Below are 16213 nucleotides of genomic sequence, written 5' to 3'. Positions count from 1 at the left end.
TCCTTTGGTTAGTGCGGTTGTCCGAACTAACCTTCTTGAAGCCTTCCGCAGATTTGTTGGCTAGGTATGGCTAACCGAAATGCAGCGAAATCAACAGGTTGGCTACTAGTGACTAGTCAGGACTAGGCACACCATCGGCCACTCCCTCCGCCACGGGTCTCATGCGGGTGTTGAACTTAGCGGATCAGGCCGAACGCTCTCCGCTGCCCTTACCTGTACAACTGCGCCTCGTTGCGGAATGCCTTGTCGACAAGGGTATTGTTGGCAAATGCCCCATCGACGTCAGCTATCTCCAAACTGATAGGCTTCTCGCCGGCCGAAGTGTCATCGGGATCCTTCGTGTTGTCCTGCTTTTGGACGGGGGTGTTGATGAACACGCTGACATACCCATCCGGTTTCAATTGGACGTGCCCATTGATCTTGTCTTGGTTCGCTATGCAGTTGACGATCGCCATATTGAGCAGCCGACGATCAGGATCGGCTGTCGTGGCGTCTCCTTTGTAGCAAGATGGCGTGCCGGTTTCTTTCGTCGGAGCCTGCGATTTGTCGCCGACCAACCCTTGGGAAATCTCGTATTTGTATACGTCATACCTAGACGCCGGCGCTGTCTTGGTGCCGGTCGGGTTGGTGGCGCTCGGGACATTCGGGTAAGCCCCACCGTGGTTGGCCTGCCAGTAACTTGTCCAAAATCCTTGCGAGCCAATCGCGTCGGACATTCCTTTTGAGTCGACGTAGTTGACTCCGGGCGGCAGAGGCAGCGCGGTTCCATCGGTTACGGGATCGTATTTGCTGCAGCCGGTCTTCTGCCCTTTTCGAACGTTGCTTGCGGGCCGGTAATTGAAGTCCCTGTTGTCGTTGTTCAGGGAGCCACTATAGAGATCGAACCGGACATTGAGGCCGGTATTGACCTGGCCAAGGGTGACACCGGTCTTCGTCGTCAGCGCGTTGCGGTTGTAGCAGGTGCCAGAGTTTCCGATCGCGATTGCATCGCGCAGCGAACTCAGATTGTTGTCGATCAACCCAAAATTGCCGGGGCCCGGGTTGGAATCGACCTTTAATATCCGGAACTCCCGGCCGTAGGTGTCTCCCGAGGCAAAGGACTGCTGGATCGTCTTGCTGGTCAGCGGGTCAGTCGTCTCGAACGGGTTGCACATGAATAGCGGGACGGTTTCGCATATCGACTGAACGAAACCGGCCACCGCCTGGGGCCGGATGTCCATTGTGTCGGTGCTGCCGAGGAGGCTTGCCGGAAAGATGGTTGCGAATGCCCCAGCGCCCTTCGCCACGCCGGACGCGTTTATAGTCACTTCGGCCAAAGACACCGCTTTGGGATCGGTGCTGGCCCAGTTTACGCTGTTGGCATCGACGCCTGCTGCGGTCAATGTCGTCTCGTCGCTGGCCGGTATTCCGGTCAAATACGTGACGGTTACGTCTGCTAGAACGAGTGTATGACCGGCCACGTCCGAATACAGGGTCTGGTTGGCAATAAGGGTCGTCACTGCACGGTTGGCCCGCGTGATCGAATCCGATCTGCCATCCAGTTCCGCGGCAGCGGCCAGAGCGATGGCGTCGATACCCTTCTGGAGCTGTTGTTGAAGCCCGGTAGCCCGGCTCATGTCGATGGCCAGCAAAGAAAAGCCTATGAGAACAGGTATCATAATTGCAACCAGCAGCATCGCGATGCCGCGTTGATCATTCCAAAAGTCACGGAGAATACGATACATCGCGGCCCCCCGATCTTGTCTGAACGTATTCTGATCACTCGGTTTGCAGACAATTGACCGAAAGTACCTGACTTCCAACAAGAGAATCCTTTGAAGAGGGCGGCGTCGGACCTTTGCGTTACTTACTTGAGACTTTAGGCCCTCTCACAAGCAACAGGATTTGCCCTTGGTCTGCGCATGTCCCGTTTTGGACCATCCAAACTGGCCTTGAATTTGCACTGCCGTTTTCAGCAGGGGCAAACCAACACCTCAGCAAGTCCCGTTAATCCCTAGGGACGGCCCGCCGTTGCCGTGAATGGGGCGGCGGGCTTCTATAGCAATCCGTCAGTGCTGCGCCGCATGATCTAGTAGCCGAACAGTCGGATCACGGCGCGGTTCGGAGCTGGCGCGGTCGACCCCTTCAACGGTGATTGCAATCGTTCCGTTCTCGATCCTGGATATCCATCCCTTTGCTTTCATGTACCAGAGGTGAAACTCGAGATGCTCGCGGGGGCAGCCTAACAAGCGCTCTATCTCCACGTCACCAATTCCGGGATTGCCGACCTCCTGCCTGCGTTTCACGTAAAGCAGCGAAAGCAGTTTGGCCTGGACCACAGCATCCTTCTCGACGCCTTTGACGTCGCTTGCTTCCTCGGCCAATTGAAGCCGCAGACCCGCATGCTCTCTATATAAGATGTCGTATTGGGCGCGCTTTACGGGATCCTTGAGGACGTTATGCGCTTCCACGACTTCACTGAACCGGGCTTCATTGCCCGTCTGCTGATTGTCCGGATGATAGCGCATCGCAAAATAGCGAAATATGCGTTCCAGCGTTTCCGAATTGGCGTTCGGGCTGACTTCCAAAACTTCGTAATAGTCAACGAACATGCTGCGCTCCCTCTCGGGCGACAGTATATTCATGATAGCTAAAATAACAGAACACCCAAAGAATGTTACCGGAACCAAACCGGTAACGTCAGACCTTCGAAAGCGGCCCTTAAGACCTTGGTCCTACCAAAAAAGCCCGCCGCGTGGCCTTCGCGACGGACTTTTCATTGGGGGCGGCTACATCCTGGGAATCGACCGCCGCACCCACAACTCGCGATGGTACGGATCGTTCCCCAAGACTGGGTGGAACATGCGGCCGATTGCGCGTCTGCTAAAACGCCCATAGCTTAAGGCCGCGGGCGCTTTCCCCGCCCAAAAGCGGCCGGTGTGGTCAGTGCCCCAAGGCGGTGGGTTCCTCACTGCACCGGCCATTCACTACCTACGAGCGCGCGCCGGAACGGTTCAATGCAATCGGCTCGGAGCACGAGTGTGCGGAACATTAGATACCGCTAATTGTTTAAAGGTCGCCTATACCGGCAAGCCCTTCGGCAAACGAGCGGACGCATATAAATGAGCACAGCCCAGCGCATCAATTCGTGGATCACCACTCAGAAACCGAACGCCGTATGCGATAGTTGTATCGTGGATGAACTGAATATAACCCCAGCTCATGTCGGCCAGATCACGGGGGCACTTGGAACCACGTCCGACTTCGGCCGTGACAAGGGAGTTTGTGGTCGCTGCAATCGCGACCGGACCGTTATTCGCGCGACATAAATTCATAGTCGGGATAGGCGCCATCGCGCTTATAGCTACGGGACGACTTTAGGCCGGTCTGTCAGGCAACCGTTCCTATGAAAATAGCCGACACCAGGGTTGGTGGGATCGCGTTGCCGAAACACAGCCTTTTGGACGATGGCGTGCGTGGTTCCTCATTTAATTAGAGGATGCTAAAATATCCTTGATACCGGAGGTGTCAGATTGGATGCTTCACGCATTAGCTTTGACGCCAGGCGACGGGCAGACTTAGTTGCCCCGCCGCCTAGATATGATCCTTCCCGGGCAAGTGTCACCGGGGCAGCTATAGCTGGCGGAGCGGTTGCTGTTTTTTGTTTGCTTGCCGACAGCCAGCACGTAACGGGTACGATCACCACAACCATGATACTGGCGTTTGCGCTGTTGTATTTCCATCTGCGGAGCAAGCAGCGCAAGAACGTAGAGGCGTTTGACGCCTCATACGTCGACCTCCTGGAACTCGAGAGAGCAAGAGAGAAATTGGACCTGGAGAGGGCAAGAGAGAAAAGCTTGCCTGCATCCAAACCAAAGTCGCTTTCTGTAACAAAAGCTCGACTCACGATAAGAAGTTCCCGAGTGCCGGTACGAAGGGCCGAGCGATCGGGCAACTCGCCACCGCTTGGCCCGCGCGGTCTCCGCCAACAGAAATTGCGGGCTTTCAATCATCGAAGGAAGTGATGTTCGACAAGCCGGCCACAACCAGCATCGTCTCAATTTTCGAGAAGCCACATTGGCGCACCGTCCTGACCACCAAGGACAAGGCCAAAGCGCTGGCGATGACCAAAGAGATCGGCGACAAGGTGAGGGTCGAGGAGATCACGCCGAAGGAGAAGCGTTAGCTGACAATCGCGGCGATCTCATGTTCCTACGGCCGGTTCCCAAGTGCCTCAAGTTCATCAAGCGTGAACTCAATCTGGTATCGGTATTGCGAACCTTTTGCATAGATACCAGCAGCATCTATCGAAAGGACGACCGCCCCATCCGTTTCGGATCTGAAATCGCCATCGCCCAACGGTCGATGGAAAATCGTCCGAGAAGCGCCTTCTCGTTTCGCAGGTCTTACCAGTATCCGCATTGCCTACCTCCTGTTGCCTCGCAAATAGGAAGTAGCGCCCTCACGCCACAACAGAGGGCTCGGAGCAATTGCCGTGCCAAACCATGCGCCCCAATATGGGACAGCAGGATCGATTGTCCGGCGCGCTTGCTCAACGCTAAAAACAAAAATGGCCGGCGCCAGTTGGGAGCTGGGTGGCTTTGGGGATGACGCCGGCCAGACGAACCGTCAGGTCCGCCGCACCTCAGGCATGACGGATTCGCGGGCGCGTCGGTATGGTGCGATCACGTATCCGCTACAGGCCATAATATTCGCTTTCGCTAATATAAAAGTGACGTAACGTCACGCCCCAGCATCTTGGGGATGCACAACCGTGGGGAAGTACGATGAGAGTGGCTATGTTTTGCGCGGCGATCGTCATAGTTTTGTAGCGGTCGACTCCAAGGCGATTCTCATTGCCTAAGGCACGCAAGACCTTGGTCAAAATATAAAAACCCGCCGCGTGGGCCTCTATCGACCCAACGCTCCCATCCGGCGAGCGGCGACCATTTCTCCTCCCACCAGACAGTAACCGACCATCGACGCCGGACCAAAGTCTTGGCCGCCGCAAGCAATGGTCTGACGTAACCGCTTTGGTTCCGTGCTTGTCCACTGGATGTTCATTATTTTAGCCGATATGAATATATGATTGCGTTTGAGGGAGCGCCGCGATGTTCGTTGACTACTACGAAGTTCTGGAAGTTAGCCCAAACGCCAACTCCGAAACGTTGGAACGGGTGTTTCGTTATTTTGCCATGCGTTACCACCCCGACAATCAAGCCACCGGCGATGAATCCCGCTTCAGCGAAATCGTGGAGGCTCACAATACGCTCAAGGATCCTGTCAAACGGGCGCAATACGACATCCAGTACAAGGACCATGCGGGTCTGCGTCGGGAGCTGGCCGAGGAAGCCGCAAACCCCAAAGGCATGGAGCGCGACGTCGTAATTCAAGCAAAACTGCTGGCGCTTCTCTATGTAAAACGCAGACAAGACGTCAACAATCCCGGCATTGGAGACGTAGAGCTTGAGAGATTGTCAGGCTGCCCGCGCGAGCACCTTGAGTTTCATCTCTGGTATCTCAAGGCAAAAGGTTGGATAGCAAGGATCGAGAACGGGACGATCGCGATCACCGTTGAGGGTGTCGATCGCGCCAATTCCGAACATCGCCGCGACCCGACCACCAAACTGCTGGACCATGCTTCTTGACCGCATGCTCGCTTGTGGCCGGTCACCCGTCGAAATGATTCGCTGGCTGGCGCCCATCCAAAGACAATTCGCGGCTGCCAGAGGCGGCAGCTGAAATAGAAAACCCCACCGGCAGGGAACCGGAGGGGTTAGTCCTGGGAGGACGCGCGGCACGCGCTGCGTTCGTCGACCGCGCATCGCTGAGATATCGCCCGGTTGCGACACCGATGTGACAGACAGGTGCGCGTCTCGAGGATATCCCGGCCGTGAGCGCAACCGGGGGACCCGCATCAAGCCTTTGGAAAGGAGAAATGTGGTTCTGTCCGGAAGCTGAGGCGCGAGCGCGTGCTGGCCAAGGCAAGGCAACAGAGGCGGGCGAATGGACATATTTGGCATCAAGGCGCTGTTGATCTCCGCGTTGATCTTCATTCCGTTCGAACATCTGTTCCACGAACGGCCGCAGAAGACCCTGCGCAAGGGCCTGGGTGTCGATCTGATCTATGTGCTGTTCAACGGCCTCATCATAAAAGTGGTCATCGTCCTGATCGCCGCCAACACCCTCGACGCCGCCGCAATCCTGGTCCCGCAATCAATTGCGCACGCCGTTGGCGGCCAGCCCATCTGGCTGCAGGTCGCGGAAATCATCTTGATCACCGATATCGGCGTCTACTGGACGCACCGGGCCTTCCACGAAATCCCCGCGCTTTGGAAATTCCACGCCGTTCACCATGGCATTGACGAGCTGGACTGGCTCGGCGCCTTCCACTCCCATCCGGTCGACGCAATCCTCACAAAGGCAATATCGCTGACGCCGATCTTTTTCCTCGGCTTCTCCGAAGCCTCGATCGCCGTCTTTTCATCCATCTATTTTGGACACACGCTGCTTGTTCATTCAAACCTGCGGATCCCGTTCGGCCCCTTGAAGTGGCTGATCGCCAGCCCGCAGTTCCATCATTGGCACCATGCCAACCAGCGCGAAGCCTATGACAAGAACTTCGCCGGGCAGCTGCCTGTCCTCGACATGGTGTTCGGCACCTACAATGCAACCGGCAACAAGGTGCCGGAAAAATACGGCGTCGATGATCCGATCCCCGCCAGCTATTTCGGCCAGGTCAGCTATCCGCTCCTGCCCCGCGAGAAGTCATCAACCCGTCCAGTGCCGAGCACCGAAGCCTGACATCGGCAGCGCAGGATCTTTTGCCGCTCGAAATTGGCGGTGTCGCCTGATGGCAGCAGACTTCCCGTCGCGGGTTGGTTTTGGCGGATACCAGCAATAATCGTAGGCCCTGCGCATTCGCCTCGAGGCTTTCCCGGCATGGACTATCACGACGACGATCTCAGGAAATTCGAAACGCATGGCGCAACGCCTCTGCCTGCCACGAGAGACGAAGGTCGGGTGGAGCATGAGGGCGCAAAAATCTGGTACGCCACGTTCGGCGCCGGCCCTCCGGTGATCTTGTTGCATGGCGGCCTCGGTCATAGCGGCAATTGGGGATTTCAGGTTCCCGCGCTGGTCAAGCACGGCTACCAGGTCGTGGTGATCGACAGCCGTGGCCACGGGCGCAGCACCCGCGACGAACGGCCGTACAAATACGAACTGATGGCTTCCGACGTCCTGACCGTGATGGACGCCCTGCACTTGAAAAAGGCGGCCGTGGTGGGTTGGAGCGATGGCGCCTGCGTTGCCCTGATCCTTGGCATGAAAGCCGCCGAACGCGTCACGGGCGTGTTCTTCTTCGGCTGCAACATGGATCCGAGCGGCACCAAGGAATTCGCGCCAAGCCCGGTTGTCGAGCGGTGTTTCGGCCGGCATGCCAAGGACTATGCCGAACTGTCGGCGACACCGGACCAGTTCGATGCATTCGTCAAAGCCGTCGGCGTGATGATGAAGACCGAACCCAATTATTCCGCCGCCGACCTGGCACGGACGCGCGTGCCCGTGGCGATCGTTCAAAGCGAGCATGACGAGTTCATCAGAGACGAGCACGCGGCCTATCTGGCCCACAGTATCCCGGGGTCGGAATTGATCACCCTGCCCGGCGTCAGCCATTTCGCGCCGCTGCAACGGCCAGAGCAGTTCAACAGCTTGCTTTTGTCCTTCCTTGGAAAAATTCATTCTTGAGAGTTCGGGGGGCGCCGCGCGCCCCGAAGCCGGAAGGCTTTTCTCTTCGAATCGGCTAAGCCTTGAGGCATGAACGAGACCTCACTCTATGCGCCGGTGAAGCGGTTCCTCGAAAATCTCGACTTCGTCGTAAAGGGCGAAATCGGCGGCTGCGACATCGTCGCGCTGCGTGAAGGCGAGCCGCCGGTCGTCGTCATCTGCGAATTGAAGCTGCAGTTCAATCTGGAACTCGTGCTGCAGGGCGTCGATCGTGCCGCCGCTTGCGACGAAGTCTGGCTGGCGGCGCGCATGTCGGCGCGCGGCAAGGGGCGCGAAAGCGACGCCCGGTTCCGCAATCTCTGCCGTCGGCTTGGCTTCGGCGTGCTTGGCGTGACAGCCAGTGACAAGGTCGAAGTGCTTATCAGTCCTGCCGCGCCGGAGCCGCGCAAGAATGCGCGGAAGCGATCCCGTCTTGTCGACGAGCACCAACGCCGCCGCGGCGATCCTGTCGCGGGCGGCGGATCGCGCAATCCGATCATGACCGCCTACCGCCAAAGCGCCCTCATTTGCGCCGCCGCGATGGTTGACGGACCCAGACGGCCGCGCGATCTGAAGGCCTTGACGCCTATCGCGCCGAAAATTCTGCAGCATAATGTCTATGGCTGGTTCGCGCGCGTTGACCGCGGCCTCTACGATCTCACGGATGCCGGCCGCGCATCGCTGGTCCGTTGGCCGCAGACGGCGCACGATGCGCCTCGACACGAGATTTTGATTGCGCCGACCCCCTGAAAGCTGGGGCTTGCCGAGCATGACGCGCCCCTCTTGGTTGATTTTTCAGACAAAACATGCTGCTTGTCGCGCCCATGAAGACACTCTGCATGATGGCCATTGCGTCCCTGACGCTGGCTTTCCCGGCCAGCGCGATGGACAACGCATTGCGTGCCGGGCTGATGAAACTTGATCCCCAAACACGCCTCGAGCAGCGTTGCGATGCCGAAATCCTGGACCGGATCACCCACGATGATCGCAAGTTCAAGGCCGACCGGGTCGTCGCTTACGCCTTCGCCACGCCCGAGATGAGCGCCGATGCGATCAGGAGCCCTGGCGCGGCGTTCCGCAGCAAGGGACAGTGGTATCGGCTGAAATTCAAGTGCCAGACCGGGCCGGACCATATGGAAGTCCTGCAGCTGCGCTACCGGATCGGCGACGAGATTCCGGAAGCCGACTGGGCGAAGTACAATCTCTACGACTAGTTTTTCCACACGCGCAGCGGCGCAAGCGTTCGAGCTGCGAGAACTGAAAATCCCCCGGTAATCCCACTGTAACAAAAGTGGTTTCCCAACGTTGTCCGATGCAGCGTCTTGACGCCAGCGGACCATGCCTTTAGGCCCGTTTGGATAGTCGACGACGAACACTCGGCGAACAGGCAAGGGCTTCCAGATCCATGGAAATATTCACTGCCACCGGCCTATCGGCTCTTCTTCAGGTCATAGCCATCGATCTTGCTCTCGCGGGCGACAATGCAATCGTCATTGGCCTCGCCGCGGCCGGCCTGCCGGTAAGCCAGCGCAAGCGCGCCATTCTCGTCGGCATCGCGGCGGCAACCGTGCTGCGCATTTTCTTCGCCCTGATCACGCAATGGCTGCTCACCATTGGACCCATGCTGCTTATCGGCGGCGGCCTGCTGCTGTTGTGGGTCTGCTGGAAGATGTGGCGCGAATTGCGTGTCAGTCATGAACAAGAGCGCGACGCGACGGAAGCGCTGTCGAATGGAGATTTCGACAAGGACGGTGTCATCGGCGGCAAGGGGCCGCGCAAGACCTTCTCGCAGGCTGCCTGGCAGATCGTCATCGCCGACGTTTCGATGTCGCTCGACAACGTTCTTGCCGTAGCGGGAGCGGCGATGAACCATCCGACCGTGCTGATTGTCGGACTGGCCTTGTCGATTGCCTTGATGGGCTTTGCTGCCTCGTTCGTCGCGCGCCTCCTGCACAAATATCGCTGGATCGCCTATCTCGGCCTGGCGATCATTCTCTACGTTGCGGTGAAAATGCTGCTGGACGGTGCGGTACAGCAGTACCCCGAGCACTTCGCTTTCCTGGCACCCTGGTTCGGTTCCGGAGGCCACTGAGCCACTCCGATGGCGCGCGGCGGCCTGTCGGCCGGTTTGCTTGATTGCCGAAGCCATGCTATTGCGCCGCGCGTATTGGCTCCTGCCACGCGCCACAGACCGACATTTACAGCGACTTGAGGCCGGACCAGCGTTTCGGCCCGTGCCCCCATTGGAAACTTGCCTATGTCCGCCCCTCGCGTCAGTTTCGTCAGCCTTGGATGTCCGAAGGCGCTCGTGGATTCCGAGCGCATCATCACGCGCCTGCGCGCCGAAGGCTATGAGATCGCCCGCAAGCATGACGGCGCCGATCTCGTCGTCGTCAACACCTGCGGCTTTCTCGATTCCGCCCGCGACGAGTCGCTCAATGCCATCGGTTCCGCGCTTTCGGAAAACGGCAGGGTTATCGTCACCGGTTGCCTCGGCGCCGAGCCGGACGTGATTCGCGAGAAGCACCCCAACGTGTTGGCGATCACCGGGCCGCAGGCCTATGAGAGCGTGATGGCCGCCGTGCATGAGGCCGCCCCTCCTTCGCACGATCCCTACATCGATCTCCTGCCGCCGCAGGGCGTCAAGCTGACGCCGCGCCACTATGCCTATCTCAAGATCTCGGAAGGCTGCAACAACCGCTGCACCTTCTGCATCATCCCCGCGCTGCGTGGCGATCTCGTTTCGCGGCCCGCGGCTGATGTGCTGCGGGAAGCCGAAAAACTGGCAAAGGCCGGCGTCAAGGAGTTGCTCGTCATCTCGCAGGACACCAGCGCCTACGGCATCGACATCAAGTACCAGACGTCGATGTTCGGCGATCGTGAAGTGCGGGCGAAATTCCTCGATCTTTCGGAGGAGTTGGGCAAGCTCGGCATCTGGGTGCGCATGCACTATGTCTACCCCTACCCGCATGTCGCCGACGTCATCCCGCTGATGGCCGACGGCAAGATCCTTCCCTATCTCGACATCCCGTTCCAGCATGCCTCGCCGCAGGTGCTGAAGAACATGCGCCGGCCCGCGCACGGCGAAAAGACGCTGGAACGCATCCGCGGCTGGCGCGACGTCTGCCCGGATCTCGCGATCCGCTCGACCTTCATCGTCGGCTTTCCCGGTGAGACGGACGAGGATTTCGAGATGCTGCTCGACTGGCTGGACGAAGCCAAGATCGACCGTGCCGGCTGCTTCAAATACGAGCCGGTCCGGGGCGCCCGCTCCAACGATCTCGGCCTCGAGCAGGTGCCGCAGGAAATCAAAGAGGCACGCTGGCACCGCTTCATGCAGCGCCAGCAGAAGATTTCGGCGACGCAGCTGGCCAGGAAGGTCGGCAAGCGCCTGCCGGTGCTGATCGACGAGGCGCACGGCACCTCGGCAAAGGGCCGCACCAAATATGATGCGCCGGAGATCGACGGCTCGGTCCACATCCAGTCGCGCCGTCCGCTGCGCCAAGGCGACATCGTCACCGTCAAGATCGACCGTGCCGACGCCTATGACCTCTACGGTTCGGCTGTCTGAACCTTCAGTCAATTCTCCAGACAAATGAAAGGGCGCCTCGCGGCGCCCTCTCCATATTCGGTACGTGATGTGCCTTACTGCGGCAGCTTGTCGTCGACGCCCTTGACGTAAAAGTTCATGCCGAGCAGCGTGCCGTCATCGGCGACTTCACCGTCCTTCAGCCATGCCGAGCCGTCCTGCTTGGCGATCGGTCCGGTGAAGGGGTTCCAGCCGCCGGCGATCTTCTTCGAGGTTGCCTCGGCCATCGCCTTCACGTCGTCGGGCATGTTGGTGAAGGGCGCGAGCTTGACCGCGCCGTCCTTGATGCCAAGCCAGACATTGTCCGGCTTCCAGGTGCCGTCGATGGCTGCCTGCACCCGGCTGATGTAGTACGGACCCCATTCGTCGGTCAGCGAGGTCAGCTGCGCGTTCGGCGCGAACTTGATCATGTCGGACGACTGGCCGAAGCCGTGCAGCTTGCGCTCCTCTGCCACCTGCAAGGCGGCGGTCGAATCGGTGTGCTGGACGATGATGTCGGCGCCCTGGTCGAACAGCGCCTTGGCGGCGTCTGCTTCCTTGCCCGGATCGAACCACGAATTGACCCAGACGATCTTGGCCTTGAAGTTCGGATTGATGGACTGCGCGCCGAGCATGAACGAGTTGATGCCCATCACCACTTCCGGGATCGGGAAGGAGACGATGTAGCCGGCAACGCCGGACTTCGATTCCTTGGCGGCGATCTGGCCGAGCACGTAGCGGCCTTCATAGAAGCGGGCATTGTAGAGGCCGAGATTGTCGCCGGACTTATAGCCGGTGGCGTGCTCGAACATCACTTTCGGAAATTTCTTGGCGACCTTCACTTCGGCGTCCATGAAGCCGAACGAGGTGCCGAAGATCAGCTTGCAGCCTTCGCGCGCCAGGCGCTCGAAAGCACGGTCGGCATCGGGCCCCTCGGAGACGTTCTCCAGATAGGCGGTCTCGACCTTGTCGCCGAGCGCCTTTTCGACTTCGAGCCGGCCCTGGTCGTGCTGGTAGGAGTAGCCGAAATCGCCGATCGGGCCGGTGTAGACCCAGCAGGCCTTCAGCTTGTCGGCGGCCTCTGCGGACGCGGCCAGCGACAATGCCGCTGTCGTCGTCATCAGGGCAATAAGCAGTTTTTTCATTGTGTTACCTCTCTGTGTTAAGCCTTGGAGCTTCCCGTTTGTTATTATTGTCAACGATCCGGAACGAATGGCTGCCCCAGGGATGCCGGCGTGTTCATCATCGTCAGACGCTTGTTGCGCGAGATTAGAACGAGAACCACGACGGTTGCCAGATAGGGCAGAGAAGAAAGCATCTGCGAGGGCACCGGAATGCCAAAAGCCTGTGCATGAAGCTGGCCGATCCAGACCGCGCCGAAGATGTAGGCGCCGGCCAACACACGCCACGGGCGCCACGACGCGAACACCACCAGCGCCAGCGCGATCCAGCCGCGGCCCGCGCTCATGTTCTCGACCCATTGCGGCGTGTAGACGAGCGACAGATGGCCGCCGGCCAGACCGGCGCAGGCGCCGCCGAAGATGACCGAGAGATAGCGGTAGCGGATGACCTTGATGCCGAGCGCATGCGCCGACGTGTGACTGTCGCCGATCGAGCGCAGTGTCAGTCCGGTACGTGTCTTGAACAGGAACCACATGACGGCGGCGGTCAGCGCGATCGAGATGTAGAAGATCGGATCCTGGCCGAACAGAAGCTTGCCGATCACGGGGATCTCGGTCAGGACCGGGATGTCGAGATTGGGCAGCCTGACACCGGGCTGGCCGACGAAGCTCGTGCCGATCATACCGGAGAGGCCGAGGCCGAGCAGCGTCAGCGACAGGCCGGTTGCAACCTGGTTGGTAGCCAGCGACAGCGTCATGACGGCAAACAGCAGCGAGAACAACGCGCCCATGACGATTGCCGCCAAAAGGCCGATCCAGGGCGAGCCGGTCAGGTAGCCGGCGCCGAAGCCGCCGACCGCGCCCATGATCATCATGCCTTCGACGCCGAGATTGAGCACGCCGGAGCGCTCGACCACCAGTTCGCCGATCGCCGCGATCAACAGCGGCGTCGCCGCCGTGGCGATGGTCAGGAGGATGTTGACGGTGATGTCCATCAGCGGGCTTCCTTCAACTTCGGCGCGGCCTCGAGCTTCGCCGCGCCTTCTGGTTTCGTCAGCGCCAGGCCGATCAGGCGGATGCGGTAGTGAATGAGCGTGTCGCAGCCGAGCACGAAGAACAAAAGCATGCCCTGGAACACCCTTGCCACCTTGTCGGAAATGCCGAGCGCGCTTTGCACCGCCTCGCCGCCGAGATAGGTCAGCGCCAGCACCAGACCCGCCGCGATGATTCCAAGCGGATTGAGACGGCCGAGGAACGCCACGATGATGGCGGTGAAGCCGTAGCCGGGCGAGATGACCGGCTGCAACTGCCCGATGGCGCCGGAGACTTCCGAGATGCCGGCAAGGCCGGCCAGTGCGCCAGACAGCAGCAAGGCGAAGAACACCATGCGGTTGAGGCCGAAGCCGGCGAAGCGCCCTGCCCGTGGGCTGGAGCCCAGCACGCGGACCTCGAAGCCCTTGAGCATGCGGCTCATCAGGATCCAGACCAGGACCGCGGCAACCAGCGCAAAGACAAAACCCCAGTTGGCGCGTCCGGCATCCGGCATCAGTTCCGGCAGCACGGCCGAGTCGCCGAACTGGATTGTCTGCGGGAAACCATGGCCCTGCGGATCGCGCCATGGGCCGCGCACCAGCCAGTCGAGGAAGAGCTGGGCGACATAGACCAGCATCAGGCTGGTCAGGATCTCGTTGGTGTTGAACCGGGTTTTCAGAAACGCCGGGATTGCCGCATAGGCCGCACCGCCGACCATGCCGAGCAGAAGCATCAGCGGCAGCACCAGCGGGCCTTCGAATTGCGGAAATAGCACCGGAATGGCGGAGCCGAAGATGGCGCCGAAGACGAACTGGCCCTCGGCGCCGATGTTCCAGATGTTGGCTTTGTAACAGACCGACAGGCCGACCGCGATCAGGATCAGCGGTGCTGCCTTGATCGCCAGCTCATGCAGCTGCCAGACTTGGCTGATCGGCTCGATGAAGTAGATCCGGAACGCGGTCAGCGGATTGACGCCGAGCAGCGCGAACAGAACCGCGCCGGCGATGATGGTCAGCGCGAAGGCGATGAACGGCGACAGGGCCGAAAACAGCACGGAACGCTGCGGGCGTTTGACGAGTTCGAGGCGCATCATGCCGTCTCCAGCGTATGTTCGGCGTGGCCAGGCTCGGCGCCGCCCATCAACAGGCCGACCTTCTCGAAGGTTGCTTCGGCGATCGGCATCGGCTTGGACAGCTCGCCATTGTGCATGACCGCGATCGCGTCCGAGATCTCGAACAGCTCGTCGAGATCCTGGCTGATCACCAGCACCGCCGATCCGCTGCGCGACAGTTCGATCAGTGCCTGCCTTATATGGGCGGCGGCACCGGCATCGACGCCCCAGGTCGGCTGATTGACCACCATGACGCTTGGGCGGCGGTCAAGTTCGCGGCCGACGATGAATTTCTGCAGATTGCCGCCCGAGAGTGCTGCCGCTTCCGGATCCGGCGCGCTCTTGCGCACGTCCATCGCCTCGATGATGCGTTGTGAGGCGGCATAGATCGCGGCGGCCCTGACCATCCCACCGCTGCTGACGAAAACCTTGCCGTCGGTGGCATGGCGCGAGAGCAAAAGGTTTTCCGAGAGTTTCATGCGCGGTGCGGCACCATGTCCGAGGCGCTCTTCCGGCACGAAGGCGGCACCCAGCAGGCGCCGTCCGGTGATGGTGAGGCCACCGGCATCCTTGCCGCAGATGCGCACCGAGGCGGCATCCTGCTGCAACACTTCGCCGGAGACGGATTCGAAGAACTCGCCCTGGCCGTTGCCGGCGACACCGGCAATGCCGATCACCTCGCCGGCTCGGACATTGAGGTTGATATTCTTGAGCGGAATGGAGAACGGCGTCGCCGGCTTGCGGCTGAGGCCGCGGATTTCGAGCAGCGGCAGCGCGGTTTCGATCCCCGCGACCGGCGCACGCACCACGGCCTGCACCTCGTTGCCGACCATCATGCGGGCAAGCGAGGCGGCTGTTTCCTCGCGCGGATTGCAGTGGCCGACCACCTTGCCATGCCGCAACACGGTTGCGCGGTCGCAGATGCGTTTGACCTCTTCGAGCCGGTGCGAAATGTAGAGGATCGATTTGCCTTCCGCGCGCAGCCGCTCCAGCGTCTCGAACAGCTTGTCGGCTTCCTGCGGCGTCAGCACCGAGGTCGGCTCGTCAAGGATGATGAGTTGCGGAGTCTGCAGCAGGCAGCGGATGATCTCGATGCGCTGGCGCTCGCCGACCGACAGGTCGCCGACCAGCGAGTCCGGATCGAGCGGCAGGCCGTAGCTGTAGGAAAGCGCCCTCGCCTTCGCGGCAATGCTGCTGATCGGCGCGCCGTCATCCAGGGAGAGCGCGATGTTCTCGGCCGCGGTCAGTGCTTCGAACAGCGAAAAGTGCTGGAACACCATGCCGATGCCGAGCTTCTTCGCAGCCCCCGGATTGGTGATCCGCACCGCCTGGCCGTTCCAGGAAATCTCGCCGGAATTGGGCTCCAGCGAGCCGAACAGCATCTTGACCAGCGTCGACTTGCCGGCGCCGTTCTCACCGAGCAACGCGTGGATTTCACCCCTGGCGATGTTGAGGTCGATATGATCGCACGCCGTCAGCGTGCCGAATATCTTGGTCAGGCCACGAACCTCAAGCAGGTTCGCCCCGTCATGATCTGCACTCACAGTGCCTCCCATCTGGTTAGCCAGATATGTTCTGTGTTCCCGCAAGCATGGTAGGCGCCGCCGGCTCTCAACGGAAAGCGGCACGCGTCTT

Annotated in this window: 14 protein-coding genes; 8 read left to right on the top strand and 6 right to left on the bottom strand. The window is 60.1% G+C overall.

The features are described 5' to 3' along the window. Positions 1-209: 209 nt before the first annotated feature. Entirely contained in the window at positions 210-1724 is a 1515-nt protein-coding gene (locus AC1DX4_RS12430; protein ID WP_477220591.1) for a TadE/TadG family type IV pilus assembly protein, read from the bottom strand. Between the two features lie 324 nt (positions 1725-2048). Beyond that, the gene (locus AC1DX4_RS12425; protein ID WP_477220590.1) at positions 2049-2591 is read right to left on the bottom strand and encodes a DnaJ domain-containing protein; all 543 of its coding nucleotides are present in this window, start codon (positions 2589-2591) and stop codon (positions 2049-2051) included. A 1412-nt stretch (positions 2592-4003) separates the two neighbouring features. Between AC1DX4_RS12425 and AC1DX4_RS12420 the strand changes: the two genes are divergently transcribed. The 8 genes from AC1DX4_RS12420 (at position 4004) to rimO (ending at position 11317) form a co-directional block, all read left to right on the top strand. After that, the gene (locus AC1DX4_RS12420; RefSeq protein ID WP_477220589.1) at positions 4004-4165 is read left to right on the top strand and encodes a hypothetical protein; all 162 of its coding nucleotides are present in this window, start codon (positions 4004-4006) and stop codon (positions 4163-4165) included. Between the two features lie 925 nt (positions 4166-5090). After that, positions 5091-5627 (top strand): DnaJ domain-containing protein, encoded by a 537-nt coding sequence (locus tag AC1DX4_RS12415; RefSeq protein ID WP_477220588.1) that lies wholly within the window; start codon positions 5091-5093, stop codon positions 5625-5627. A 358-nt stretch (positions 5628-5985) separates the two neighbouring features. Further along, the gene (locus tag AC1DX4_RS12410) at positions 5986-6783 is read left to right on the top strand and encodes a sterol desaturase family protein (RefSeq protein WP_477220587.1); all 798 of its coding nucleotides are present in this window, start codon (positions 5986-5988) and stop codon (positions 6781-6783) included. 138 nt (positions 6784-6921) lie between these two features. After that, complete coding sequence (locus AC1DX4_RS12405; RefSeq protein WP_477220699.1) at positions 6922-7728, top strand: alpha/beta fold hydrolase; 807 nt, start codon at positions 6922-6924, stop codon at positions 7726-7728. Between the two features lie 69 nt (positions 7729-7797). Next, positions 7798-8496, top strand: a complete 699-nt coding sequence (locus AC1DX4_RS12400) for a DUF2161 domain-containing phosphodiesterase (protein ID WP_477220586.1) — start codon at positions 7798-7800, stop codon at positions 8494-8496. A gap of 56 nt (positions 8497-8552) precedes the next feature. Continuing rightward, the gene (locus AC1DX4_RS12395) at positions 8553-8960 is read left to right on the top strand and encodes a DUF930 domain-containing protein (protein WP_181173525.1); all 408 of its coding nucleotides are present in this window, start codon (positions 8553-8555) and stop codon (positions 8958-8960) included. Positions 8961-9151: 191 nt separating this feature from the next. Further along, the gene (locus tag AC1DX4_RS12390) at positions 9152-9838 is read left to right on the top strand and encodes a TerC family protein (RefSeq protein ID WP_477220585.1); all 687 of its coding nucleotides are present in this window, start codon (positions 9152-9154) and stop codon (positions 9836-9838) included. A gap of 165 nt (positions 9839-10003) precedes the next feature. Beyond that, positions 10004-11317 carry a 30S ribosomal protein S12 methylthiotransferase RimO gene (gene rimO / locus AC1DX4_RS12385; protein WP_477220584.1) on the top strand — a complete coding sequence of 438 codons (1314 nt, stop codon included), beginning with the start codon at positions 10004-10006 and terminating at the stop codon, positions 11315-11317. A 74-nt stretch (positions 11318-11391) separates the two neighbouring features. Here rimO and AC1DX4_RS12380 read toward each other — a convergent pair whose 3' ends face one another. The 4 genes from AC1DX4_RS12380 to AC1DX4_RS12365 are packed head-to-tail and all read right to left on the bottom strand — an operon-like array spanning position 11392 to position 16134. After that, on the bottom strand, positions 11392-12459 hold the full coding sequence (locus tag AC1DX4_RS12380; RefSeq protein WP_477220583.1) for a BMP family ABC transporter substrate-binding protein: 1068 nt from the start codon (positions 12457-12459) through the stop codon (positions 11392-11394). Between the two features lie 50 nt (positions 12460-12509). Then, the gene (locus AC1DX4_RS12375; protein WP_477220582.1) at positions 12510-13430 is read right to left on the bottom strand and encodes an ABC transporter permease; all 921 of its coding nucleotides are present in this window, start codon (positions 13428-13430) and stop codon (positions 12510-12512) included. Further along, positions 13430-14560 carry an ABC transporter permease gene (locus AC1DX4_RS12370; protein WP_477220581.1) on the bottom strand — a complete coding sequence of 377 codons (1131 nt, stop codon included), beginning with the start codon at positions 14558-14560 and terminating at the stop codon, positions 13430-13432. Before AC1DX4_RS12370 ends, AC1DX4_RS12375 begins: the two co-directional genes overlap by 1 nt. Continuing rightward, on the bottom strand, positions 14557-16134 hold the full coding sequence (locus AC1DX4_RS12365) for an ABC transporter ATP-binding protein (protein ID WP_477220580.1): 1578 nt from the start codon (positions 16132-16134) through the stop codon (positions 14557-14559). Before AC1DX4_RS12365 ends, AC1DX4_RS12370 begins: the two co-directional genes overlap by 4 nt. Between the last annotated feature and the right edge of the window lie 79 nt (positions 16135-16213).

It is taken from the genome of Mesorhizobium sp. P3_A8 (genome assembly GCF_056402995.1).
Note: the sequence above shows the minus strand (reverse complement) of the source record. Positions and strands in the feature narration are given on the sequence as shown.